The organism is Sporichthyaceae bacterium (assembly GCA_036269075.1).
Taxonomy (GTDB): domain Bacteria; phylum Actinomycetota; class Actinomycetes; order Sporichthyales; family Sporichthyaceae; genus DASQPJ01.
Genome location: DATASX010000108.1, coordinates 58,632 through 83,494 on the forward strand (window position 1 = coordinate 58,632; position 24,863 = coordinate 83,494).

At 69.5% G+C, this 24,863-nt stretch carries 24 protein-coding genes; 16 read left to right on the forward strand and 8 right to left on the reverse strand.

The genetic code is table 11. From position 1 onward, the window contains the following. The first annotated feature begins 60 nt into the window (after positions 1-60). Genes VHU88_20245 through VHU88_20255 form a run of 3 tightly spaced genes read left to right on the forward strand, consistent with a single transcriptional unit; the run spans position 61 to position 2,660 of the window. A complete protein-coding gene (locus VHU88_20245; protein ID HEX3614030.1) occupies positions 61-1,191 on the forward strand; it encodes a peptidoglycan bridge formation glycyltransferase FemA/FemB family protein in 1,131 nt (376 codons plus the stop codon). After that, positions 1,191-2,219 (forward strand): alanine racemase, encoded by a 1,029-nt coding sequence (locus tag VHU88_20250; protein ID HEX3614031.1) that lies wholly within the window; start codon positions 1,191-1,193, stop codon positions 2,217-2,219. The genes VHU88_20245 and VHU88_20250 overlap by 1 nt, the downstream gene beginning before the upstream one ends. A 54-nt stretch (positions 2,220-2,273) precedes the next feature. Then, the gene (locus tag VHU88_20255; protein ID HEX3614032.1) at positions 2,274-2,660 is read left to right on the forward strand and encodes a hypothetical protein; all 387 of its coding nucleotides are present in this window, start codon (positions 2,274-2,276) and stop codon (positions 2,658-2,660) included. A 7-nt stretch (positions 2,661-2,667) separates the two neighbouring features. Here the strand turns inward: VHU88_20255 and VHU88_20260 are convergent, their stop codons facing one another. Next, positions 2,668-3,630 (reverse strand): hypothetical protein, encoded by a 963-nt coding sequence (locus VHU88_20260; GenBank protein HEX3614033.1) that lies wholly within the window; start codon positions 3,628-3,630, stop codon positions 2,668-2,670. Positions 3,631-3,706: 76 nt separating this feature from the next. Beyond that, complete coding sequence (locus VHU88_20265) at positions 3,707-5,200, reverse strand: multicopper oxidase domain-containing protein (protein ID HEX3614034.1); 1,494 nt, start codon at positions 5,198-5,200, stop codon at positions 3,707-3,709. Positions 5,201-5,397: 197 nt separating this feature from the next. Between VHU88_20265 and VHU88_20270 the strand changes: the two genes are divergently transcribed. The 4 genes from VHU88_20270 to VHU88_20285 all read left to right on the forward strand — a co-directional run bounded on the left by VHU88_20270 (position 5,398) and on the right by VHU88_20285 (position 10,014). Further along, positions 5,398-6,132, forward strand: a complete 735-nt coding sequence (locus VHU88_20270) for an SDR family oxidoreductase (GenBank protein HEX3614035.1) — start codon at positions 5,398-5,400, stop codon at positions 6,130-6,132. Positions 6,133-6,194: 62 nt separating this feature from the next. Then, positions 6,195-7,058 (forward strand): LysR substrate-binding domain-containing protein, encoded by an 864-nt coding sequence (locus VHU88_20275; GenBank protein ID HEX3614036.1) that lies wholly within the window; start codon positions 6,195-6,197, stop codon positions 7,056-7,058. A gap of 86 nt (positions 7,059-7,144) precedes the next feature. Beyond that, positions 7,145-8,779 (forward strand): PEP-utilizing enzyme, encoded by a 1,635-nt coding sequence (locus VHU88_20280; GenBank protein ID HEX3614037.1) that lies wholly within the window; start codon positions 7,145-7,147, stop codon positions 8,777-8,779. Then, positions 8,776-10,014 (forward strand): PEP/pyruvate-binding domain-containing protein, encoded by a 1,239-nt coding sequence (locus VHU88_20285; GenBank protein ID HEX3614038.1) that lies wholly within the window; start codon positions 8,776-8,778, stop codon positions 10,012-10,014. Before VHU88_20280 ends, VHU88_20285 begins: the two co-directional genes overlap by 4 nt. A gap of 41 nt (positions 10,015-10,055) precedes the next feature. On the opposite strand, the gene VHU88_20290 is transcribed toward VHU88_20285, so the two are convergent. Beyond that, complete coding sequence (locus tag VHU88_20290; GenBank protein HEX3614039.1) at positions 10,056-10,496, reverse strand: cupin domain-containing protein; 441 nt, start codon at positions 10,494-10,496, stop codon at positions 10,056-10,058. A 136-nt stretch (positions 10,497-10,632) separates the two neighbouring features. Here VHU88_20290 and VHU88_20295 point away from each other — a divergent pair, with 136 nt between their 5' ends. The 5 genes from VHU88_20295 (at position 10,633) to VHU88_20315 (ending at position 16,068) form a co-directional block, all read left to right on the forward strand. Next, positions 10,633-13,524, forward strand: a complete 2,892-nt coding sequence (locus tag VHU88_20295) for an AAA family ATPase (protein HEX3614040.1) — start codon at positions 10,633-10,635, stop codon at positions 13,522-13,524. 103 nt (positions 13,525-13,627) lie between these two features. Then, entirely contained in the window at positions 13,628-14,410 is a 783-nt protein-coding gene (locus VHU88_20300; protein HEX3614041.1) for an alpha/beta hydrolase, read from the forward strand. A gap of 11 nt (positions 14,411-14,421) precedes the next feature. Continuing rightward, entirely contained in the window at positions 14,422-14,790 is a 369-nt protein-coding gene (locus VHU88_20305; GenBank protein HEX3614042.1) for a nuclear transport factor 2 family protein, read from the forward strand. A 155-nt stretch (positions 14,791-14,945) separates the two neighbouring features. Next, on the forward strand, positions 14,946-15,659 hold the full coding sequence (locus VHU88_20310; protein ID HEX3614043.1) for a hypothetical protein: 714 nt from the start codon (positions 14,946-14,948) through the stop codon (positions 15,657-15,659). Continuing rightward, positions 15,637-16,068 (forward strand): hypothetical protein, encoded by a 432-nt coding sequence (locus VHU88_20315; GenBank protein HEX3614044.1) that lies wholly within the window; start codon positions 15,637-15,639, stop codon positions 16,066-16,068. Before VHU88_20310 ends, VHU88_20315 begins: the two co-directional genes overlap by 23 nt. A gap of 336 nt (positions 16,069-16,404) precedes the next feature. Here the strand turns inward: VHU88_20315 and VHU88_20320 are convergent, their stop codons facing one another. Further along, positions 16,405-17,187: a maleylpyruvate isomerase family mycothiol-dependent enzyme gene (locus tag VHU88_20320; protein HEX3614045.1), complete on the reverse strand. Its 783-nt coding sequence runs from the start codon at positions 17,185-17,187 to the stop codon at positions 16,405-16,407. A gap of 264 nt (positions 17,188-17,451) precedes the next feature. Between VHU88_20320 and VHU88_20325 the strand changes: the two genes are divergently transcribed. After that, positions 17,452-18,036 carry a TetR/AcrR family transcriptional regulator gene (locus VHU88_20325; GenBank protein ID HEX3614046.1) on the forward strand — a complete coding sequence of 195 codons (585 nt, stop codon included), beginning with the start codon at positions 17,452-17,454 and terminating at the stop codon, positions 18,034-18,036. 290 nt (positions 18,037-18,326) lie between these two features. Next, positions 18,327-19,226 (forward strand): site-specific integrase, encoded by a 900-nt coding sequence (locus VHU88_20330; GenBank protein ID HEX3614047.1) that lies wholly within the window; start codon positions 18,327-18,329, stop codon positions 19,224-19,226. Positions 19,227-19,475: 249 nt separating this feature from the next. Here the strand turns inward: VHU88_20330 and VHU88_20335 are convergent, their stop codons facing one another. The 4 genes from VHU88_20335 to VHU88_20350 all read right to left on the reverse strand — a co-directional run bounded on the left by VHU88_20335 (position 19,476) and on the right by VHU88_20350 (position 22,375). Continuing rightward, positions 19,476-20,018, reverse strand: a complete 543-nt coding sequence (locus VHU88_20335) for a hypothetical protein (GenBank protein HEX3614048.1) — start codon at positions 20,016-20,018, stop codon at positions 19,476-19,478. A gap of 10 nt (positions 20,019-20,028) precedes the next feature. Further along, entirely contained in the window at positions 20,029-20,310 is a 282-nt protein-coding gene (locus VHU88_20340) for a DUF5678 domain-containing protein (GenBank protein ID HEX3614049.1), read from the reverse strand. Positions 20,311-20,651: 341 nt separating this feature from the next. After that, positions 20,652-21,890 carry an acyl-CoA dehydrogenase family protein gene (locus VHU88_20345; protein ID HEX3614050.1) on the reverse strand — a complete coding sequence of 413 codons (1,239 nt, stop codon included), beginning with the start codon at positions 21,888-21,890 and terminating at the stop codon, positions 20,652-20,654. Between the two features lie 26 nt (positions 21,891-21,916). Further along, positions 21,917-22,375, reverse strand: a complete 459-nt coding sequence (locus VHU88_20350) for a RidA family protein (GenBank protein HEX3614051.1) — start codon at positions 22,373-22,375, stop codon at positions 21,917-21,919. Between the two features lie 156 nt (positions 22,376-22,531). Here VHU88_20350 and VHU88_20355 point away from each other — a divergent pair, with 156 nt between their 5' ends. Next, positions 22,532-23,626, forward strand: coding sequence for a LuxR C-terminal-related transcriptional regulator (locus VHU88_20355; GenBank protein HEX3614052.1), 1,095 nt, complete (start codon positions 22,532-22,534; stop codon positions 23,624-23,626). Positions 23,627-23,679: 53 nt separating this feature from the next. Next, positions 23,680-24,693 carry a LuxR C-terminal-related transcriptional regulator gene (locus VHU88_20360; GenBank protein ID HEX3614053.1) on the forward strand — a complete coding sequence of 338 codons (1,014 nt, stop codon included), beginning with the start codon at positions 23,680-23,682 and terminating at the stop codon, positions 24,691-24,693. Positions 24,694-24,863: the final 170 nt, after the last annotated feature.

Sequence of the window (24,863 nt, forward strand, 5' to 3'; positions counted from 1 at the left end):
GAGTTCTGAAGGAGCCTATCCGCAGGACAGCCCTCGGACCGGTCGATAGCCTCTTGTCCCGTGTCGCTGACCGTTCGTCCGATCAGTCGCGAGGAGCACCTCGCGCTGGTGAGCCGCCGTGGCCATGCCAGCTTCCTGCAGTGCCCGTCCTGGGGCGACGTCAAGCGGGACTGGCGCAGCGAGAGCATCGGCTGGTTCGACCCCGACGGCAAGGTCGTCGGGGCGGGCCTGGTGCTCTACCGCCAGGTGCCGCGGATGCGCCGGTACTTCGCGTACCTGCCCGAGGGCCCGCTGCTGGACTGGGCCGCGGCCACCGACCTGACCGAGCTGCGCGGTTTGCTCGACCCGATGATCGCCCACCTGCGGTCCCGACGCGCCTTCGCGGTGCGCATGGGCCCGCCCGTGGTGGTGCGCCGCTGGTCGGCCGAGACCGTGAAGGCCGCGGTGGCGCAGGGCGCCGCGACCCGGTTGCGCGACCTGACCCCGGACACGACGTCGAACGACGCGGTCCGGATGGTCGACATGCTGCGCACGCTGGGCTGGGCCCCGACAGCCGGCGCGGAGGGTTTCACGGCCGGGCAGCCGCAGTTCGTGTTCCAGGTGCCGCTGGCCGGGCGCTCGGTCGAGGAGATCTTCGCAGGCTTCAACCAGCTCTGGCGGCGCAACGTACGCAAGGCCGAGAAGTCCGGGGTGAGCGTGGAGCTCGGCACCCCGGGCGACCTCGACGAGTTCCACAAGCTTTACGAGGTGACCGCGGCGCGCGACAAGTTCACCCCGCGCCCGCGCAGTTACTTCAGCACGATGATGGAGGCCCTGACGGCCGAGGACCGGGACCGCTTCCGGCTTTACCTGGCCCGGCACGAGGGCGATCTGCTGGCCGCGACGATCTGGATCCGGGTCGGGAGCCACTGCTGGTACTCCTACGGGGCCTCGGCCGACCACAAGCGCGACCTGAAGCCGTCGAACGCGATCCAGTGGCGGATGCTGACCGATGCCCACGCCGCCGGCGCGGCCGTGTACGACCTGCGCGGGATCACCGAGACCCTGGACCCGAACGACCACCTGTTCGGGTTGATCCAGTTCAAGCTCGGCACCGGCGGCGAGGCCGTGGAGTACCTGGGGGAGTGGGACTTCCCGCTGAATCCCATGCTGCACAAGGCCTTCCAGCTCTACCTGGCCCGGCGCGGCTGATGCTGTCTCTGCACATCGACGGTCCGCGGCTGCGCAAGCACCTGGCGGCGACGGCGTCCGACTTCGGCGGCCTGGTCCCGGTCGCCAAGGGCAACGGGTACGGCTTCGGCATCGCCCGGTTGGCGGCGTACACCGCCGAACTCGGGTTGGACACGATCGCGGTGGGCACGGCCAACGAGCTCGCCGCGCTGGCCGGCGGCCCGCAGTTCGCCAACGTGGTGGTGCTGACCCCGCTCCTGCCGGGGGAGCCGGTGCCCGGCGACGAGCGGGTCGTGCACACCGCGGCCTCGCAGGCGGTGTTGCCGGATCTGACGGGTCGTCGGGTCGTCGTCGAATGCCGGACCTCGTTGCGGCGCCACGGCGTGGTTCCGGGCGAGTTGACCACGATGACCGAGGCCCTGGCGGCGTGCCGGTTCGAGGGCTTCGCGCTGCACCTGCCGCTGGACCGCCCCGACGGCGTCGACCCGGTCGCCGAGGTCGACGTGTGGGTGCAGGCGGTCGCCGCGGCGAGTCTGCCGACCGCCACCTTCTGGGTGAGCCACCTGAGCGCGCCGGAGGTCGCCGAACTGACGAAGCGTCACCCGGGGACGAGCTTCCGGTCGCGGATCGGCACCCGGCTGTGGCTGGGCGACCGGGGCGCGCTGCGGGCGCGGGCCAAGGTGCTGGACGTCGAGCTGTTGGAGCGCGGCGACCGCTTCGGCTACCGGCAACACCGCGCCAAGGCGGCCGGGCGCGTGGTCGTGGTCGCCGGTGGCACCGCGCACGGCATCGGATTGTCCGCCCCACGTTCGGTCGCCGGTCTGGTGCCGCGCGCGAAGACCGTCGCCGAGGCGGGCCTGGCCGGCGTCAACCTGGCGTTGAGCCCGTTCTCCTGGGCAGGCAAGCAGCGTTGGTTCGCCGAGCCCCCACACATGCAGGTCTCGCTGCTGTGGCTGCCGGCGAAGGTCGACCCGCCCGCGGTAGGCGACCACCTGGACGTCGAGACCCGGATGACCACGACGACGTTCGACGCCGTCATCGAGGAGTGAACCCAACACGCCCATTCGGGGTGCAACCGGCCCCGTTTCGGTGACAATCGAACGGTGGCCAGGTCGTCACCGACGCTCGGCGCCGCGCGCCCACGGCGCCCACGGCGCCGATGGTGGCGGGTCCTGCGCAACCTGGTCGTGCTCTCCGCGCTGGGCGCCGCGGTCGGCTGGTCGGTCGACTTCGACCGCTCCTACGGCACCTGGCCCGGCCTGGACGTCGGCGACCACATCAATTCCTGCGGCAAGGTCTACCGCGAGGCCGTCACCGACCTCACCCAGGGCGAGGTGAACGACGGGCAGGTCGTCGAGCCGCTGTTCGAGTACCCGCCCGACATCCCGCGCCGAGAGGTCTACGGCGTCCCGGCCACCGCCCCGTCCTGCCCGGCCGCACTCTTCATCCACACCGGCACCGACCGCTGGACGAAGTACCTGCCGGCCTGACCCGCTGTCACTTCACGGTGATGAGTTCGACCGACCGTCCCGCGGCGTGGACGTGGCCGGTCCGGTCGTCGATCTCGGCATCGGCCAGTGCGTACTTGCCGGGACTCAGATGGCTGTAGACGAAGTAGATCGAGTGCCGAGCCGCGAGCCTGCTGAATGGTCCAGTCACCGGGGTCTCCACGTACGGCGCGGGGCTGAAGGAGTTCCCGGTCTGGCCGAACCACTTCTTGATCGCGGCCTCGCCCACGCCCTTGCCCAACTGCATGAGCATGATCGAGTGCCAGCCCGCACCGCTGGTATTCGTGTCGCGAATCTCGAGAGTGCCGCTTCTCGGCAGGGTGCTCGGCGAGTGCAAGACGTTGTCCGAACCCTCCGAGACGACGGCGTCGGCACGCTCGGGCTTGCTGTGGTTGGCGCCCTTGCCAACCGTGATCGAAACCGTGGTGAACGGGGCGTCGGACAGGACGACGGTCCCTGCGGGGAGCTGGACGGTGAAAGCCGACGAGGTCCTGCCGCTGACCTGGGTGCCCCCGAGCGGCACGAATTCCTTCTCCGCCGCCCGCACGTCCTTGGCCTGGTCTGCGTAGCTCTCGGAGGTAGCCGGAGCGCTTCGCCCGGATCCACCACTCTGTGCCGAGGCGCGCTGCCGCATCGTCGCCGGGTGGATCCCGCGCAACTGCGCGCTCGCCTTGGCCGAGGGGCTCGGAGCACCCGGCAGATCCCGCTCCAACGACACGAAGTGCAGAAGGCCGTCGGCCGCGCTCACCTGGAAGGTCACCCAGCCCGCCTGCAGGTGGCCCGCCCCACTGAGTTTCGGCGTCCTCGTCGTGTCGAGGCTGACGTTCACGACCGGAGGCTTGCTCGAAGCCTCGGCAGACGCTGAGGGGAACCCGACGACCACGACCAGGGCCGCGGCGAGACCTGTGCCGAGCCGAACCGAATGCCTGTCCAGGACGCGAAGAATGGCCATGCGCCACATCCTCACGCACCCGTGGGACGCGTCGGAACCCCATCCGGGCGGAGGCGGCCCACGTCGCCGGCGCGAGCTACGAGGACCGCACCTCGAACTGAGCCATCATCGCGTTGTCCTCATGCTCGAGGTTGTGGCAGTGGATCAGGTAGCGGCCCGGGTAGTCGGTGAAGCGGACGAGAACGCGCACGGTCTCGCGGGGTCCGACGGCAACCGTGTCCTTCCAGCCGGCGTCTCCGTCCGCCGGCGGAGCGCCGTTGCGGTCGAGGATCTGGAACATGTCGAGATGGACGTGCATCGGGTGCGACATCCCTGAGTCGTTCACGAAGCGCCAGATCTCGGTCGCTCCCAGCCGGGGTGACGCGTCGACACGGGCGGGGTCGAACCGCTGCTCGTTGATCGTCCAGCCCATGCCGCCGGCCATGTTCATGCCGAGTTTGAAGTCCCGCCGAGTCTGGGCGGACGCCTCCGCCAGACGTTCGAGCGGCCGGAGCGCGGTCGGAAGTCTGGACTGGTCCTTCTCCCGGCGCTTGACGTCGAAGCGCATGACCAGCCCGGTCCGACCCTGGTCCAACTCGTTGCGCAGGACGACCTGGGACCCGACCGGCACATCGGCGAAGTCGACCACGGCCTCCACCCGTTCCAACGGGAACAGCGGGATCGTGGTCCGCGCCACCGGGTGGGGCAGCAGGCCGCCGTCCGTGGCGATCTGCATGAACACCTGACCCGAGCTCAGACTCAGCTCGTACGGCCGGGCGTTGGACCCGTTGAGAATCCGGAGTCGGTAGCGGCGGTTGGCGACCTCGAACCGGGGCTGTGGGACACCGTTGACGAGGACGACGTCGCCGAGCGCGCCCTCCATCATGTCGGGGGAGTAGAGCAGTGATCCGTCGAGGCGGAAGGCCCGGTCCTGGATGATCAAGGGCACGTCGTGGTCGCCGGACGGAAGGTCGAGGGCGGCCTCGACCTCGTCCTCGATCAGGTAGGCACCGAGCAACCCCATGTAGACGTTGGGACCGGTCCGGCCCATCTGGTGGTCGTGATAAGCCAGCGTCGAGGCGATCTGCCGGTTCGGATAGACGTAGTCCTTGGCCTTGCCGGTGGCGATGACGTCGGTCGGGTGGCCGTCGGAGCTCGCCTCGACGTGGCCGCCGTGCAGATGGATGCTGGGCTTGGCGCCGGGCAACTGGTTGGTCTGTCGGATGACGACCCGCCGTCCACTGCGGGCCTTGATCGTCGGGCCGGGGAACTGGCCGTCGAATCCCCAGGCGGTGGTCGTCCAGCCGGGCAGGATCTCAAGCGCCGCCGGCCGCATGGTGAGCTCGTAGTAGTCCGTGTGCGCGTCGACCCGGGCGGGCTTCAGCACGGGCGGCGTGCGGAACACCGCCTGGAACGGAACGACCGGCGGACTGGGGGTGAGGTCGTCGAGCGGCCCGTCATCCGCAGGTGCGTCCGACCGAAGGCGAGGCCCACCCGCTTGCCCGCGCAGCACAGCGGCCGGGACCACGAGCCCGCCAAACAGCCCAGCCCGCTGCAGGAACTCCCGCCGCCGCAAACCCTCGCCGTCCACCACCACATTGTCGCTGCCCGCATCGGCGGGTGCACAGGCCGAGTTTGGGTGGTTGGGCAACGCGGCGATGGATGCCGCAGATAGTCCGGCCCTACGTGATGCCCTGCGGGTATCACAGAGGCGATGACAGGTCTTGGACGCCGCCTGGTCGGCCGCCGCATGGTGGAAGCCATCCACCACTGCGGAAGGGAATTCTCATGGGACAGGCAATGGGCAGGCTCGACGGTGAGCACGTGGTCGTCCTGGGCGGCACGTCGGGCATCGGCTTCGCGACGGCGGCCGCTGCGGCCGGCGAGGGCGCGCGGGTCACGGTTGCGTCCAGTCGGCGCTCGAGCGTGGACAGGGCGCTCGCGCAGCTACCGGCCACGGCCGCCGGCCGCGCGCTGGACCTCGCCGACGCAGGTGCGGTGCGTGCCTTCTTCGGCGAGGTGGGCCAGTTCGAGCATCTCGTGTTCACCGCGGGTGACCCGCTCGCGCTGATGCCGCTGGACACCCTGGACCTGGAGGCCGCCCGCAGCTTCTTCGGGCTGCGTTACTTCGGCGCGCTCGCCGCAGTGCAGGCCGCGGTGCCGCACCTGCGCGCCGGCGGTTCGATCACGCTGACCAGCGGGGCGGCCGGCGCCCGCGGCGGCCCGGGCTGGGCCATCGCGTCGAGCGTCTGCGGTGCCGTCGAGTCATTGACCCGCTCACTGGCCGTTGAGCTGGCACCGCTGCGGGTCAACGTGGTCGCCCCTGGCGTGGTGCGCTCGCCGCTGTGGCAGGGCATGCCCGACGCGGCCCGTGAGCAGATGTTCAAGGACAGGGGGGCCGGCCTGCCCGCCGGTCGAGTTGGCGAGCCCGAGGACGTCGCCCGCGCCTACCTCTACTGCATGACCCAGCCATGGGCGACCGGTACCGTCCAGCGAATCGACGGCGGGGCGCTCCTGGTCTGAGCGCACCTGGCCTGTGCAACTAGCGGACCGACAACGCTAGGAGGCGTCGATATGTTCGCCGGATGGACCTCGATCTGCGCAAACTTCGGTACTTCGTCGCCGTAGCGGAGCAGCTCCACTTCGGCCGCGCCGCCGCCGGCCTGCACATCGCACAACCGGTGCTGTCCCGCCAGATCCGAGCCCTCGAGGACGAGCTCCACGTCCAGTTGTTCCTGCGCGACCGGCGCTCCACCGAACTGACCGCAGCCGGCCGACAGCTGCTCGAGGACGCCCGACCGCTGCTCGCCTCCGCGAACGCGCTGCAGCGGCGGGTGGCCCTGGCGGCCCGCAGCAGATCCAGGTTCAGCGTGGGGTTCATGCCGGGCATCACCGTGACCGCCGCAGTGCGCGAACTGACCGCCCGGCATCCGCAGGTCACGGTCGAACTCCTCCGCACCTCCTGGCACGACCAGGTCGAGGTGCTGCACGAGGGACGAGTCGACGTGAGCATCGTGCGCCTGCCGATCGACACACGCGGGCTGAGCGTTCGCCCGCTGCACACCGAGCCCCGCATGGTCGCGCTGCGCATTGACCACCGGCTCGCAGGCAAGGAGTCGGTCACCGTCGCCGACCTCGCCGACGAGCACCTGCTCCAGGACCCCGACGCGGTGCCGGAGTGGCGGGACATCGCCGTCGAGCTGCGCGAGGGCACCAGATCCGGCCACCCGAGCTTCGGCAGCATCGAGGAGAAACTCGAACACGTCGCGGCCGGACACGGCATCGTGATCATCCCCGCCTCCACCGCCGCCTACTACACCCGACCCGACATCACCCACCTCCCCGTGGAGGACATCGCCCTCAACCAGGTCTGTCTGGCCTGGATCGCCACCAGACGGACACGCCTGGTCCACGAATTCGCCGACATCGCCCAGGAATTCGACGAATAGGGTCTGCCGGAGTTGAACAACCCGGACTGACCGGTCCGCGGGGGCAGCACGAGACTGATGGCCTCAACCCCGAGAGAGGAACTCCGGTGACCTCTGCGTCCAAGCAGCAACTGACGTTCACCCCGCCCGGCCCGGGACCGTGGGAGCTCGATCCGGTGCACTTCCCCCGGCCGGTAACCGCCTATTGGGCCCAGATGCACCCCGAGCCGTTCAGCCTCGGGTTCGGCGACTTCATGGCGTTCTACGGCATCCCGTTGCGGACGAGGCTGACCGCGTACCCGAGCGGCTTCTGCTATTCGCAGATGGTGCCGGTGGCGCCGGAGGAGTTCCCGGGCCGCCTGGCGCGGGCCGCGGAGGTGTTCGAGCAAAAAGGGTGGCGTGACCAGGCGACGGAGTGGGAGCAGGTCCGCAAGCCCAACTCCGTGCGGGCCCACCGGGAGATCCAGGCGATCGACCCCGATCAACTGACCGACGACGCGCTGGTGGCCCACCTGCGCCGCTGCCGCGAGCACCACGCCGTGATGATCCGCCAGCACATGGCGTTCACCGGCACCGCGGTCATCCCGGCGGGTGATTTCCTCGTCCAGACGCAGGCGTGGACCGGCCTGCCGACGGTGAAGTTGCTCGGACTGATGCGTGGCGCGTCACTGGTTTCCGGCGGCGGGTCCGCGCAGCACGCCGCCCTGGTCGCGGCCTACCGCGCTGACCCGGCCGCGCGAAAGGCCCTCGACTCCGGCGACGAGCCGGGGGCACTGCTGGAGAGCCTCCGGCGTGCGGACTCGGCGACCGGCCGGGCGCTGAACGACTACCTCGACTTCGTCGGCTGTCGCCTGCTCGACGGCTTCGACATCTCAGGCCGCTACGCACTGGAGATGCCCGAGGTCCTCCTGCGCTCCATCACAACCGCCATCGACGAGATCGGCGTCGAGGTGGACACGGCCGCGCAGGTCGCGGAAGTCCGCAGCCACGTTCCCGAGCAGCACCGCGAGTCCTTCGACGACCTCCTGACGGAGGCGCGCATCGGCTACTCGGTGCGCGACGAGCGCGGCGTCTACAGCGACATCTGGGCGTCCGGACTGATGCGCCGCGCCGCGATGGCCGCCGGCCGTCGCCTCACCGAGCGCGGGCGACTGCACGATGCCGAACACTTCGTTTTCGCGGACATCGAGGAGATGTGCGCGGTGCTCGAAGGATCGGCGGCGCCGACCGCCGACGAGCTGGCGGCCCGCCTCACGTACCACCAGACGTACACAGCCAAGGACGCGCCGATGCACATCGGTGACGCTCCGATGGCGCCGCCGGACCCGTCCCAGCTCCCGCCCCCGATGCAGCGCCTGATGGCTGCGGTGGGGATCGCGATGAGCGAGATGTTCGGCAGCTCGCAGGAGGAGCACGAGGCCACGGTGATCCGTGGCCTTGCGGCCAGCTCCGGCGTGCGGGAAGGGATCGTCCGGCGCGTCGCCGGGCCGGCGGATTTCAACCGCATTCAGAAGGGCGACGTCCTTCTCACCGAGGCGACCACCGAGGCCTTCAATGTCCTGCTGCCGCTGCTCACGGCGATCATCACCGACAGCGGCGGGGCGCTCTCGCACGCAGCACTCGTCTCCCGGGAGTACGGCATTCCGGGGGTCGTCGGCACCCGCGACGCGACCGAGCGGATCCCGGATGGTGCCCGCGTGCGGGTGGACGGTGACAAGGGTGAGGTCACGGTGCTCGGTTGACCGGGATAGTCCCGCTGGTCGAGACAGACAGCGAGGCGCTGTACGGCGCTAAGGCGGTGGGTCTGGGCGACGCGCTGCGAGCCGGGCTGCCGGTCCCGCCGGGCGTCGCCCTGCCCGGCGCCGAGGTCGACGAGATCGCGGCCGGTGTGGCCGGGGCGACGGCTGCGTTGCGTGATGCCGTGCGTTCGCTGCCGATGCCGGTCGCGGTGCGTTCCTCGGCCGTTGGCGAGGACTCCGCCGGCGCCAGCTTCGCCGGTCAGCACCTGACCGTGCTCAACGTGCGGTCGGTCGACGACGTGGAACAGGCGGTGCGCGAGGTCTGGTGGTCGGCCAATTCCGACTCGGCCATCACCTACCGCAAGCGGCTCGGCGTGTTCGAGCGGCCGAGCGTCGGCGTCGTCGTGCAGTCGTTACTCGCGCCCGACACCGCGGGCGTCATGTTCACCCGCAACCCGATCAACGACGCGGACGAGTGCCTGATCGAGGCGAACTGGGGTCTGGGCGAGGCGGTCGTGGCGGGCCGGGTCATTCCCGACTCCTTCCGGGTGACCCGCGGCGGCGAGGTGCTGGAACGTACGCCGGGCTTCAAGAAGATCGCGATCCGCCCCGCCCCCGAAGGCGGCACGGTCGACGAACCGATCGCCGGCGCGATGCGGGAAACACTGTGCCTGGGCGACGAGCAACTGCACGCCCTGGCCGCGTTGGCCGAGCGGTGCGAGCAGGTATACGGCCCGGGGCGGGACATCGAGTGGGCATTCACCGGCGGTGCGCTCTACCTGCTGCAGTGCCGGGCGATCACGAGCTCCGCAGGCTCCGTGCCGGCGGCGGCACCGGCCGAACCGGCGTCCTTGGGCGAATCAATCGTGCACGTGCCGCTGTTCTCCGAGCTCGCCGCGCCCGATCGCGACGCCATCGCGCGGCTGTTCACGGCGCGGGTGTTCGCGCCCGGCGAGACCGTCGCCAAGGAGGGTTCCGAGGCCGCGGCGTTCTATCTGATCGATTCGGGAACGGCAACGGTGACTGTGCAGGGTGCGTTTCGACGGACCTTGGGCCCGGGTGACTACTTCGGCGAGATTGCGCTGCTGGATCAGGGCGTCCGATCGGCCACCGTCACCGCGGACGGCGAGCTGGTCTGCCGAGGGATCACGCTGTGGGACTTCCGGCCGCTGGTGCAGAGCAATGCGGCCATCTCCTGGACGCTGCTGCAGACCCTTGCCCGGATGCTTCGGGACTGACCCTTCTGATGCGCGCAGTCGACCACGTCGATGATGCTGGGCTACAGGGGCGGATCTTCCAGCGGTGGCCCGATGATCTGGATGCCGTTCTCGGCCGCTGCCCGCATCAGCAGGTCGATGTCAGGAGCGCTCGGCGCGGGCAGCCCGGGGGATGTCGCCGGTTCGCCGGCCGCCCGGACGAAGTCCTCGAAACCCGCGGGGGTGGTCAACAACAGGAAGTGGGCCTCCTCGGAGTCGACGCGGAAGCGGTGCTCGACATTGCGTGGGCCGAAGACGAAACCCCCGTCCGTGACCGTGCGCTGCTCGCCGGCGAATTCGACCGTGAGTTGGCCGTTCAGCACGTAGAACATCTCGTCCGCGCCGGCGTGCACGTGCAGCGGCGCTCCGTGGCCGCGCGGAGCGTGGAACTCGGCGAGGAACAGTCCACCGCCGTTCTGTCCGTGGCAACGGGTCGCGCTCAGCGGAACCTGGCCGCCGAGCAACCCCTGGGCATAGTTGAAACGGGTGGGACACCCGGCGCCCGATTTGTCGCCTCAGCTGTTTCAACCCCGCCCGTGGTTGCGTCAGGCGGCCGAATCGCGTCGGCCAACGCCTTGTGCCTCGCGCGATACTCGTCCCGTGCGCGGTTTGCTCTGCCCGACGGTCATCGGACGCGACCGCGAGCTGCGCGAACTGAACGGCGCGATCCGCGAGGCGATGTCAGCACGCGGCTCGGCGACCTTCATCCTGGGTGAGGCTGGGATCGGAAAGTCGCGGCTCGTCCGGGAGGCGTTCGACGCAGCCCGCGGACTCGGGCTGCCGGTGCTGCTGGGACGGGCGACCCAGCCGTCCGGCACGGTGGCCTTCCGCCCGCTGTCCGAGGCGCTGTTGTCCTATTTCCGCGACCAGGACCTGCCCGAGCCGGCCGAGCTGACGCCGTTCCGCAGCTCGCTGGCGCGTCTGCTGCCGCAGTGGCGCCAAGGGGAATTCTCCGCGATCGACGAGTCCGTCGTCGTGCTCGCCGAAGCGATCGTGCGGCTGCTGCGGGCGATCGGGCGCGGACGTGGCTGCCTGCTCATTCTCGAGGACCTGCAGTGGGCCGATCCCGAGACGTTGACCATCGTCGAGTACCTCTGCGAGAACCTCGCGTCCGAACCGGTGATGCTGGTGTGCACCGTGCGCTCGGAGCCGGCGGGCCCTGCCGTCGACCTGGTCAACGTCCTGGCTGCGCGGCGGGCGGTGTCGGTGGCGCGGCTGGCGCGGTTGACCCCTGCCGACACCGACGAGATGGCGCGCGCCTGCCTGGCGAGCGCCGACGTCCCGGAGTCGGTGCAGGCGTTGCTCGCGGCGAGCGCCGACGGCGTGCCCTTCTTCGTCGAGGAGCTGCTTGCCGGGGCCGTCCAGGCGGGCGCGCTCGTGGACGACGGTGCCGGCTGGGCCGTGGCCGGGAACCTCGAGCCGCAGGTGCCCCGCACCGTGTCCGACAGCGTCGAGCACCGGCTCGCGTCGCTGGGCAACGCCGCACGCATTCTCGTCACGGCCGCCGTGCTCGGCAGACGCTTCGACTGGACGCTGCTTTGCGATGTGACCGGTGAACCGGCCGAGGTCGTGCTGGACGCCCTGCGTGCCGGGGTCGACGCGCAACTGCTGGTCGCCGACCCGACGCGATTGGGAGCGGTGCAATTCCGGCACGCGCTGACTCGCGACGCCGTCCTGGAGCGGCTGTTGCCCGCACAGTGGTCCGAACTCGCCCGGCGCGCGCTGGACGCGATCACCGCGGCGCATCCCGATTTGCGGGGGGAGTGGTGCGACCTGGCTGCTCGCCTCGCTGAGCGCGCAGGCGACGGCCGGGCGAGCGAGCTGCTCATCTCCTCCGGTCGCAGATCGCTGGCCCGCGGTGCTCTCACCAGCGCCGAGGAGGCCTTCGCCCACGCCCGACGGGTGGCCGATGATCCCGCGTCCGAGGCGAACGCGATGGACGCGCTGTGCGAGGCACTCGCCGGGGCAGGCAAGGTCGATCCGGCCCTCGAGCTCGGAGATGTCCTCATCGAATCGTTGGCTGCCCTCGGCGCGCCGCCGGGCCGGGTGGGAGCCGTCCACGCGCGTCTGGCCGGGGTCGCCGCGGCGGCCACCCGCTGGGCCGTGGCCGAACGTCACCTCACCCTGGCGCGCGACTTCGCTGCGAGAGCCGCAGATCCGGGCCTGTCTGCCGCGGTGGATGTGACTGCCGCTCAGATCGCCTACGGCCGCGGCGATCTCGAAGAGGCCGGCGCGCTGGCACGGTCCGTGCGCTCCGACGCCGACCGGCTCGGTCTGCCCGAGCTCGCCTGTGAAGCCCTGCTGCTGATCGGTCATTGCGCACGTACGACCGACGTCGACCGTGCCGAGCAGGCGTACCTGGACGCGGGCAACGTCGCTGCGCTCCACGGGTTGGAGCTGCTGCGGATCCGGGCACTGTTCGAGGTCGGGACGATCGATTTCATGACGATGCGTCCGCCCCGTCAGCTGAATCTGGCGCGAGAACTCGCGACCTCGACGGGTGCGCTGGTGACCGTCGCCCAGATCGACCTGCACCTGGGCGCCTGGTTCACCTACAACTTCGACAACGAGGATGCGATCGCCGCGTGCCGGCGCGCGAGCGAAGCGGCACGGTGGTTGCAGATGCACGAACTGCTCGCCATCAGCCTGGTCGGCGAGGCCGCCGCGCAGGGCCGCCTCGGCCGCCGCGCGCGCATGCAGTCCCTCGTCGAGGAGGCGATGACGGTCGCGGGCGACAACGTCGTCGTCGCCGGGCTCATGTGGGGACTGTGCCGGGCGGAGCTCTCGCTCATTGACGAGAACCGCCGGCGCGCGCTGCGCGAACTGGACACCATGATGGACCTGCTCCGGACGAGCCCCGCCAGCCCTGCGATGCCCCCGCGCGGCCTGTGGGCACTCGTGTGCGCGGTCGAGGACCGCGACGGCGAAGCGGCGTGCGCCGAGGTCCGGGCATCCGGGGCCGCCGCCCAATCGTTGGTTCGTGGGTTGGTCCACCTTGCCGAGGCGGTGTCGGCGGGCCGGGCCGGCCGCCACGAGGCTGCCCTGGCGTCCTTCGCCGCCGGTGACGAGGTGCTCGAGAACCTGACCTGGTACCGCAACCTCGGGCGCCGGCTCGTCGCCGAGGCTGCCATTGCCGACGGGTGGGGCGAGCCGGCCGCGTGGTTGGTGCCCGCGCTGGCCCAGTTCGAGGAGCACGGCCAACGCAAGCTCGTCGCGGCCTGCCGCTCCTTGCTCGGTAAGGCGGGTGCACCGGTGCCGCGGCGGCGCGCGGGTTCCGGCGTCCCGTTGGTGCTGCGGGAGCACGGCGTCACCGAGCGTGAGGCCGAGGTGCTCGCGCTTCTCGGCGGGGGGCTGAGCAACAACGAGATCGCGGGGCGCCTGTTCCTGTCGCCGCGCACCGTCGAGCGGCACATCGCCAACCTGACCGCGAAGACCGATCTGCGCACCCGCACAGAACTGGTCGCCTTCGCCGCCCGTACCGGTGGGGGATAAGTGGGGGAACCCGTCGGTTGAGTGTCGGGTCACCCCCATGTCCTGGCCTCGCGCCACGACGAGAGTCCTCCTTGTCAGGCAACGGGCCAACAAGGAGAACGACATGACGACGGCGACCAAGGTGCGGATCGCATACGACCGAGTGGGCGACGGGGGGCCGGCACTGCTGATGCTGCCCGGCTGGTGCACCGACCGCGCCGGCTTCCACGATCTGCTGGCGTTGACCGGCCGGCACCGCACCTGTGTCGCGCTGGACTGGCGGGGCCACGGCGGCTCGGCGCGGAACGTCGCGGACTTCGGCTCCGCAGACCTGCTCGACGACGCGCTGACGGTCGTCGAAGCGGCCGGCCTGGAACGAGTGGTCCCGGTGGCCCAGTCACACGCCGGCTGGGTCGCGATCGAGCTGCAGCGCCGACTCGGCATCGAGCGGGTGCCCGGCATCGTGTCGCTGGACTGGATGGTGCTCGGCCCGCCTCCGCCCTTCATGGGCGCCCTGGCTGGGTTGCAGGATCCCGCGCAGTGGGAGCAGGTGCGCGGCGCGCTGTTCCAGATGTGGACGACGGGCGTCGCGTCCACCGCGGTGCACGCCTTTGTGGACCGCATGGGGCAATACAGCTTCGAGATGTGGTCCCGCGCAGGCCGGGAGATCGCCGCTGACTTCGCGCGGCAGGGGTCGCCGGTCGCCGCACTCGCCGAGGACCCGGCGCCGTTCCTGCACGTCTACGCACAACCGACCGACGACGCGTACCTGGCGGCGCAGCAGGACTTCGGCACGCGGCACCCGTGGTTCGACGTGCAACGGGTGTCCGGGCGCAGTCACTTCTCCAACATCGAAACGCCGACCGAGACCGCCGCCGCGATCGAGTCATTCGTCAACGGGCTGTGAGGAGACCGACCGTGATCACCGAACTGACCGATCTGCACCCCACCTGGGCCGCTCGCTTCAACGCCCGGGACCTGGACGGCATGCTGGCGCTGTGCGAGCAGGGCGCGGCCTTCGTACCGCAGCCCGGCACCGTGCTCACCGCGGCCGGAGACGTACGGGCCGCCCTGCGCCAATTCCTGGCACTGAAGCTGCCGATCCACGTCGAGGTCCGGCACAGCATCGAAGCCGGCGATGTCGGCCTCGTCGTCGCCGATTGGGTGATCTCGGGCGCGGGCCCGGACGGCTCACCGGTCGACCTGCGGGGTTCTGCATCCGACGTCGCCCGTCGCGGCAGCGACGGCTGGAAGATTGCTATCGACAACCCGTTCGGCACTGCGTGAATCCGCAGCCCCGACATGACGGAGGCCCGAAATCGGGGCCTCGTGGCCGCTCAACCAGCGCTCACTGGGTCTCACGGGCGCCGGGTTGTTCCGGCGTTCTGTGGGTCCGGTGAGGGACACTGTGCGCGCACGGATGGTGTCGGGAGGAGGCTGAGATGGCAGACCTGAGTCAGCGTTTCAACGCCCCGCTTTACACCGTCGCTGAGGCTGCGCGATTCGTCGGCGTGCCCACCTCGACATTCGCGACCTGGGGTCGGGGCTACACCCGGGATCGACCCGGGGGCATCACCTCGGTCGGGGCACCGGTGGTCACGTTCGCCCCCGCCCCCCGGGGTCAGGCGAGCGTCCCATTCATCGGTCTTGCCGAAGGTCTTGTCCTCGCCGCGATCCGCGAGGCCGGGGTGCCCCTGCAGCGCATTCGGCCCGCGCTGGCGCTGCTGCAGGACGAGTTGGGCTTCGAGCACGTTCTCGCCTCCAAGCGGCTTTTCACGGACGGCGCGGAGGTCCTCTACGACTACGCGGAGCGCACTGGCGACACTCCCGAGGGACGCTCCGTCCGCGAGCTCGTGGTGGTCCGACACGGTCAGCGGGTGTTTGCCGAGGTCGTCGAGACCTACCTGCGTGGCGTCGAGTTCGACACGAAGGGCTATGCGCGGCTGATCCGGCTGCCGCGGTACGGGACCGCACAGATCGTCGCGGACCCCGACCGCGGATTCGGCCAACCGATCTTCACCAGCGGCGGCGCGCGTCTGGAAGACGTGCTCGCGATGTTCCGATCCGGAGAACCGCTGCGGGTTGTCAGCGAGGAATACGGCGTACCGCTCCCAGAACTGGAGGACGCCGTCCGTGTCGCCCTCCGCGCCGCATAGCGGTCATCCCGAGGGGCTGCCGCACCTCTTCCTCGACCGTAGCCTCGGACGAATCCAGGTCCCGGGGCTGCTTCGGGCCGGTGGCCTGGACCTGACCACCCTCGCCGAGCACTACGGCATTCCCGCCGACGAGTCGGTTGCGGACCAGGAGTGGCTGTACATGGCTGGAGCGGCGGGTTGGGCTGTGCTGATGAAGGACGACCGGATCCGGCGCCGCGGGGAGGAGCGAGCCGCCTTGCGCGACGCCGGAGTCCGCGCCTTCGTCCTGACGAGCGGCAACTTCCGCGCAGCCGAGATGGCCCAGCGGTTCCTCGACAACGTCGGCCGCATGGTCGCTGCGTGCGCTGACCCCGGCCCCTTCCTTTACGCGGTCCACGCGCACCAGATCAGCCGTCTGTCCATCGAGTGATTCGGCTCCGTCCCTCGACGTAGACCCCTGGAGATCCTTCGACAAGCTCAATCGGCTCGGTACCGCTCCATCCAGAGCGTCATCCGGGGACGTCGCGGATCTGCAAGGTCGTGGACGCGATTCGTGGTAGCAGAATGCATGCATCACAGGAATATCACGTGCGGATCACGTCGGCACGCCGAGCAAGCCCCCGGGGAAGAACTGACGGCCTCGTAAGGCAGGCGCCGACTCTCGGCGGAGGATCCTCTGCCGCCGTGAATCGGATCCGATACATCCGGCTGTAGCGGCGGCGGCACGCCCGTCGGCAATCGACGCGATCGGGCTCGGGTCGGATGCTCAGAACAGGACGCGGGCGGCGGTGACGAGAGCGGCAGTCGCGGGGTCGCCGGTGACGACCTGTGCCGCTGGATCGCTGTCGCGCCCGGCCAGGGCACGCATGTATGACACGGCGTCCGCGCGGACAGTGGCCACCGGCGCCCCGATGCCCAGTTGCCACGCACCGTCGGCTGCACCGGTGAGCTCCAGGATCACGGTGGGGCCGGGCCAGTGCTCGTCGAGGTCACGCAGAACCTGTTCGACCACGTCGGGGGTGTGCGTGCCGGGTGCGAACGTCGTGCCGATCGCCCGGCAGAGGTCGTCGCGGTGCATCCACAGGTCGCGGGCATGGATCACGTCGTGCAGGTAGGCGATCGAGACCTTCGACGGCTGGGTCAGACCCGTGGGCACCCGCAGCCGCCGGACGATGCCCGGGACCCGGCGCAACCGACGGTTGGCGCGCGGCCACACGCGTACGAACCGTTCGTACACCTGCGCGGGGGTCATCCCCAAGTGCTCCTCGACCTGGACCTGCATGTGGGCGTCGATGTAGGACATCTGCGGGTGACGGCGGGCCGCGCGTCGATCACGCAGCGGGAACAACCAGGGACGCAGGTCCTCCTCGGCGTGCCCGCACAGGTGCCCGACGATGTCCTTGACGTCCCACAACGTGCACGGGGTCGGTCGCGACCAGTCGTCCGGGCCGAGGCTTGCCAACAGCTCGGTCCAGGCCACGATCTCCGCCGCGCGCAGCTCGAAGGCCTGCGCCTTGGTGGTGCTCTCGATCGAACGCGCAGTTCGCACGGCCCGATCCGCCGGTGTGGTCACGATGATCCCTCCTCGGGAGTGGGTTGCGATGAACTTGTCGAACCCCCTCAGCGCGGCTGAGGAAGCGGTCCGCGGCCGGCAGAACAGCAAGACCCGATGCGGCTCGGTTGCTCCCACCGTCCCAGGTGACCATCAGGAAACGCCGCGGTCGTAGCGTCAACGGTCTCACCGCCCACCATTTTGACGTGAGCGCCTGTTCGCACGAAATTACGCTTTCGAGTGGGCTAGAGTCAACTCCAAATGACGCGTAGCTACACGATGCGGGCCCGCGCGGAGTCCACAGCCGAGACCAGGCAGCGGATCCTGGACGCGGTGAACCAACTTTCCTACGAACAGCTGTCGGTCCAGATCGCGCTGACCGACGTGGCCGAGCGGGCGCGCGTCAGCGTCCAGACCGTGCTGCGTCACTTCGGCACGAAGGATGCCCTGTTCGAGGCCGCCTGGGATCTGGAGGTCGTTCGCGTGCGGGGCGAGCGGACGGCACCGGTCGGTGATGTCGGGGCCGCGGTCGCTGTCATCGTCGGCTCCTACGAACGGACCGGCGACTGGGCGGTACGCCTGCAAGCCGTCGAACACACCGAGGACCTGGCCCGGCGCGTGGTCACGATCGGGCGCAAGTTCCACCGCGCTTGGGTCGAGGAGGTCTTCGCCCCCCAACTCGACGGCCGGGCCGACCGCGCAGAGCTCGTCGAGCTGTTGACCGTGGCCACCGACGTGCTCACCTGGAAGATCCTCCGCCGCGACGCGCGGCTCAGCCGGCGCGCCACCTCCGGGCACATGCACCGGCTCGTCCGGGCCGTCCTGAGCAGTGCCGCGGGCCCTTGACCTGATCCGTGGGCCTGACCCGCCCCGAGTGTGTTTCGGGCTTGTTGGTGCTGGCCGAATGGCAGGCAAGTTCGTTGTGCTGGTCTGCCCGCAGGACGGTGCGGACCGACGTGCGGTGCCGCCTGGCGCGTCCGTCACGCCAACGCCTGACGTACCGTCAGACACTCCCCCGGTCCTGAACCGGCCGATGACGCCTTCGACGGCGGGCCAGTCCCGCGCCCATAGTTGAAGGGGGTCACCTTCGAGGCGGTCCGGGGTTCAGCCGGGGCTGTTGGGTTGGTAGGTGCCGAGTGGGCCGACGTACTTGCGGTAGGCGATGGTCCAGTCCCCGCGCATCGCGGACTGCGCGTCGGCCCGCGACCTATGCCAAGTACGAGTCGATGGTCCGGGTGCACATCGCCCCGCACCTGGGCGACAAGCGCCTGGACCGGCTCACGGTGGCCGACTGCCAGCGCTTCGCCAACGGCCGCCTCGCCGCCGGCAGTACCCCGACCACTGTCCACACGATGGTCGCGACCCTTGCCGCCGCGCTGAATCGCGCGATGCGCGAGGAGATCATCGTCCGCAACGTTGCCCAGCTCGTCACCTTGCCCTCGACGCCGCTGACCGTTCGCCCGCTCTGGAATGTGGACCAAGTCCGGCACTTCCTCGAAAGCTCCCGCGAGGATCCGCTCCATCCCACCCTGATGCTCATGGCGTACTACGGACTGCGCCGCGGCGAGGTCCTCGGCCTGCGCCGGCCGGACATCGACACCGACTCCGGGGTCATCCGGATCGGCAACCAACTGCAACGCATCCGCGGAGAGCTGATCCACGGGCCGCCCAAGTCCCACGCCAGCCGTCGCACCCTGCCGCTGCTCCACCCCGTCGCAGAAGTCCTGGACAAGCAACGCGAACGCCAGGCTCTCGACCGCGATCTCGCCGGGTTGTTCTGGGTCGACTCCGGGCTGGTCATGACGACCTCCATGGGCAACCTCATCGAGCCGCGCAACGTCAACCGCAGCTTCGAGCGGCTCTGCCGGACAGCGGAATTGCCCGACCTACGCCCGCACGACATGCGGCACATGTGCGCGACGCTGCTCAAGGACCTCGGCGTGCCTGCCGTCGGCTCCCGGCATCGACCGCAGACCGCCGGCGTCGCGACCTCTGCTGCTACATCCGAAGACGCACGCCGACCGTGTGCGAGCTAAGCGAGCGCGAAGCGGCGCGATGAAACGACGAGGTGACCCGGTTCGCGCTCTTCGCGAACACAGATCGCCGGAGTCTCGTGGAGCTGAGGGGATTCGAACCCCTGACCCCTTCCATGCCATCTACACCGACCGGCGCCCGGGCCTGGGCTCCGCGCGCTCGCCACCAGCGCACCCGTCCGGCGGTGACCGGGGATGGTTGCCGGGGAGCGGCGCGATTGTCACTCAGTTAGTCACCCGACCGCGGCGCGGTCAGGTCCCGGGTGGCGCCCATTCGCTGTCGTAGTTCTGGATCTGCCAGGCCTCGTACGGGTCGATGCCCTGCCCGCCGAGGCGATCCTGGAACGTCTGGTGCTGCTCGACCACGAAGTAGTTGTCGATCATGTTGAACGTGACGACACAACGGTCGAAGAACCCTTCCTGCCCGAGCACACCGGCCAACGCGACCGGGAGATCGGCATCGTGCAGGAAGCCGCAGCGAGCGCTCCACGCGTGGTCCTGGAACGGTGGCGGCAGTTGGAGGTCGACGTCGACGAAGCGCACCCACGGGCTACTGCCCAGGAAATGGATCTGTTCGTCGGTTCCGGCAGAGCGCTGGCCGCTCATGTCGATCCCGGCGAGCAGGGCGACGGAGTTGTCGAACACGCACCACGGCGCACCGGTGTCGACCAGCGCGCGGCAGCTCACCACTCGCGAACCGTTGACCTTCAGGTCGAGCACGGGTCGCGCAACCGTCCGCCCGCTGCGACGCTGATCCTCCGTGTACGGGAAGAACCCGTAGACCTCGCTGGGCACGGACGCGAGATCAGCCCATGCGGATCGCGACGGCTTCCACCGGCCCGGCGACTCGTTGGAGCACAGCGCCTTCGCCGTCCTCGCCCAGCGCCAGTAACGCCTTGGCGACCTCGGACGCCTTGGGGTGACTGGCGATCACTCGCCCGTCCCTCACCGCCACCCACTGGCCTGCGAAGTCCGGCGGGCCCGGGTCGCGCGGAGTCACGTCAAGACGCGGACCACGTCGGCCGATCCCGCTCACGACTACTCCCTCCCGACAGTCCCACCCCGTTGTCCACCGGTTGTGCACCACTGTCTGCAGTTACCGGCGACAAGCCGGGGATCCAGGCCCCGAGGCCGTCGTGTCCCCAGAGCGGGCGTGTCGCCGAAGTTTGCGTACAAACTGCGTACAACGATCAAGGGCCACGATCACGTTTTCGTGATCATGGCCCTGACCTGCAACTTCTTTGTAGCGGGGACAGGATTTGAACCTGTGACCCTCTGGGTTATGAGCGGGGCGAACCGTAGCGAAAAGTTGGTCTACGACCTCCAGGAGGACGCGTCGTTGACAACCCAGGTTCAGCGTCGAGCCCGCCAAGGTAGCCGTCGAGCACGATCATCCGATAGCTCGTGAAACCCGCCGAACCTGGACCGTCATGCCGCGGCCACCGGAGGGTCGAACAGACCTAGTTCGAAGCGGCCGAGCTGGTCGATGATCTGATTCGTGGTCAGGACGTGGAACGGTCCCGACCGCATGTCCCGGTACAGCCGCTCCAGGAGATGCCCGCGACGGTAGGCCGAGCCACCGATGGCCCGCATGCCGAGGTCGACGACCTTGATGGCGTTCTCGGTCGTGGTCAACTTCCCGATCTCCAGATTTCCGAGACGCTGCGGCAACGATCCCGAGAACTCTGACATGTCGTCGGTGATGAAGTCCTCGCACATCTGCTGCACGACGTAGGCCGACTGCCGGCACAGGACGTACATCTCGCCGAGGGCACCCTGGACGTAGCCCAGGTTTTTCAGGGCGACGTCGTTCCCCTCCATCGTTGCGCCCATCGACTTGGTTCGCAGGACGCCCCGGGTGAATTCGTAGGCCTTCTCCATCGCGCCGAGATAAACCCCGGAGAAGGACAGGGCTGCCCACTCGAACTCGTTGAACAAGCCGTTGCGGAAGGGGCCCGCGTTCGCTTCTGCGGGAGCGTTCGCCTCGTCGAAAACGACCGTCTGAGTACCGGTACCGCGCATACCCATAGCGTCCCAGGTCCGCTCGATCGAGATCCCCGGGGTGTCCATGGGAAGAACGAAAGCGAGCTCTGACATCGCCCGTGTCATCGGGTCGTCGGGCAGCAACCCGTCGTCGTCGACCACGACGGCGTTGAAGGAGAGAAGGTCGGCCGCTTCGGCCAGCGTGGCCCAGGTCTTCTTTCCCGAGATGCGCCAACTTCCGTCCGGGTTGGGCCGGGCCACGGTGTCCGCCAGCCCGACCACACCGGCGCGTTCCTCGGAGAACGGCGCACACACGATCAGCTTCTCCTCGGCGATCCGGGTGAAGACCCGCTTCGCGAGGTCCTCGGGCAGGAGCCCGCGGAAGATGCCGACCATCGTCTGGTGCATGTTGAAGGCGAGAGCACAGGCCGGGTCGCCCTTGGCGAGCTCACGGGAGATCCGCGCCACGGTCCAGATGTCCCCACCCTGACCTCCGTAGCGTTTAGGCACGGCGACATCGACCAGGCCCGCGTCCTTGTACAGGGCGGCCAGGTGCACCTGCAATGCGTTGTCGCTGTCTGCGGCAGGACCCGCCTCATGGAACTCAGGAGCGAGTTCCCGGGCGCGGACAACCGCCGCCTCGCGTTCGTCCTCGGTCATCTCGATCGAATGTTTGTGCGACATGGCGCCCTCCTGCTCGTGACGGAACGTCAGTCCTGAAGCACGGCGACGGCGTTGCACTCGACCATCTGCTCGGGATGCCACAGCCCGGCCACCTGAAGGTAGGTCAACGCCGGCCAGGCCTCGCCGAAGTACTTGGCGTAGACGTCCGTGCACTCGTTGAGGGCGAGCATGTCCGTCGTGTAGACGTTGACGTTGACGACGTCCTGCGGGAAACGGGCTCCGGCCAGCTCGAGCATCCGGCCCAGGGTGCCCAGCACCCAGTCGTACTGCTCCCGGAAGTTCCCCGGGGAGACGACCTCCAGGTTGTAGGGCCACACCTTCTCGTCCTGGGTGCCCCGCGTCGGGGTCACACCGGTGCAGTACAGCGTGTTTCCAGCGCGGGTGACGTCCACGAACGAAAAAGCGGGGTACGCCTGCTCGCCGAGATAATTCACCTGCGGGCCGAGAACATGACGCTCGATGTGGCTTTCCTTGGAGACGTTCACTGGTGCCGCCCTTCCTGGGGGCTCGGGGATCCCCCAAGCCTGGTCCCGAGAACCCGGAAGCACATCGGCCCAAGGTCGGAACCCCGTCCGCCGGGAGTCGCGGTCGCCTGGGATCTCTTGACGCTCACCTGCCCTGGCGCGATAGTGATGCGCACCATGACTGCCCTCGCGGGCCGCGTGCGGCAGGTGTGCCACGAGGTCCGAACCTCACCGGACGCGGTGCTGCGGGAAGCCGAGTTCGACGACCGCATCGAGGCCGTCAGCGGCGAGATCCGGGCGCAGGTTCGCTGCGCGCCCGCCGATGCCCGGGCCACCGGCGAACTAGTGGCCATGCTCGCGATGCTGGCCACGGCCCGAGGCGACCTCCTCGAGCGGATCTCGCACCAGGAGTCCGGAGACCTCGCGGCCCTCTACGACCAACTGGACCTGCTGGCGCGGTGCGAGTCCCTGGCGGCCCTGCCGCAAGCGGCCGCGTCAGCCGCCAGCGCCTGCTGCGGCCTGGACCGGGTTTTCATCTCCGAGGTGCGAGGCGCAACGTGGTCGCTGCTCGCGATCGTCGAACCGGAAACCCGCGCGGCTACGGACATCGCCGGGCCCGGCGGCAAATCTCTCCCGCTCGGGACGCACGTCGAGCGCAAAGTGCTCCGCACCCGGTCCGCCCATGTGGCGAGCGCGACCGACCCCGCGGCCAACCCTCTTTTCGTCCAGCTCACCGGATCCGGTGGGTACGCCGTCGCCCCGGTTCTCGCGGCCGGGCATGTCGCCTGGTTCGTGCACGCCGACCGGTGGCCGACGACGGCTGCGCCGAGCCGGCGGGAACGCGACCTCCTCGCCGAGTTCGCGACGGGCCTCGGTTACCAGCTGGAGCACCTGCGGCGCCGCCAGGCGTTGACCGAGCAGCGCGACAGGATCCAGCTGGCTTTGGCCGAAGCGTCACGGATTGTCGACGAGCTCGTGTCCGATCCTACGCTCCTGCACACTCTGGTCCCGGCCGTGCCCCCAGCGCACCACGGGACCGGGCCGGCGTCCCGGACCGTGGCCGGCGCGGCGCTGACCGCCAGGGAATTGGACGTGCTGGATCTGGTCGCCCGGGGGTGGCGTAATTCCGAGGTCGCGTCACACCTGGTCCTCGGCGAGGCGACGATTAAGAGCCACATGACGTCGATCATGCGCAAGTTGCGGGTCGGGAGCCGCGCCGAGGCAGCCTGTGTGTACCTGGGCCGGACTGTCGGTTCGGCGGGGACACCATGAACGCGCCCGGTCAGTCCGCGCGGTCGGTGCTGCCTCCACCCGTCATTTTCCCTGTGGATCGCGCCGACGAGATCACGCGCCGCGCGACCACAGTGCTGACCGAATTGGCAGGGACCGATGTCGCGATCGACGTCCTCGCGGTGGTTCAGGAGATATCCCACTTCCTCGAGGTCGAGCAGGTCGATGGTGAACGGGCGGCAGCCCTCGGCGCCCTGGCCGCCGACCTGCAGCAGCGAGCACTCGACCTCTATCGCCGTCAGTCCGTCGAGCGCACTCAGCAGCTGGCCGACTTTCGCACCTCCCTGCGCGGCCTACAGGGCTCGACGAGCACCACCACTCTCATCGAGCGCGTCTGCGCCGACGCCCGGGACAGCTGCCGGTTCGAACGCGTCCTGATCTCCCGTGTCGACGACGGCCACTGCCGTCCGTGGCTCGCCAACGGTGAGGCCCGCGGCGAGCGGTGGTTCCGGACCTGGGCCGACGGCGACATCTCCCTGCGCGAGCTCTCGCTGGCCCACGTCGTCACCGAACGCCGCGCCGACCTCATCTCCACAGCCCGCCGCGACAACCACGACATGGTCCGCTTGAGTGACTCGACCTCCTACGTCGCGGCGCCGATCACCGCGGCAGGTCGCGTTGTCGGGCTATTTCACTGCGATCACGGCGGCGGGGGCCGGCCCTGCAACGAGAGTGACCTCAACCTGATCAGCGCCTTCGCCAGCGAGTTCAGCTTCGCCTACGAGCGGGCGGTTCTCGTCGAACGTGTCCGCAGTCAGCAGCAGACGTTGCAGGAGCGGCTGGCCGTGGTCGGGGAGCACGTGCGCTCGGTCGTCGCGCGCCGCCCCGAACCACTCCAGGCCTACGCCGGCCTCGATCTCGACGACCTGACAGCACGTGAGCTGGAAGTCCTCGGGCTACTGGCCCGCGGCGAGTGCAACCAGACAATCGCGGCCCACCTGGCCATCGATCCGCGCACCGTCAAAGCCCACGTGAGCCACATCCTGGCCAAGGTGGGGGCGACCAACCGATCCCAATTGATCGCCCTCGCCTACGGCCGCTCGTGGTGAGTGGGTCCGGTCGGTCCAGGTCGATCCGTCCCCCCAGAGCGGGAGCAACGCGCGACCGATAGTCACTCAGCCAACCGGAAGCGCCCTGCCGGAAACGACCGGACAGAGCCCTGACCTGCGGAAACCTGTGGAGCTGAGGGGATTCGAACCCCTGACCCCTTCCATGCCAT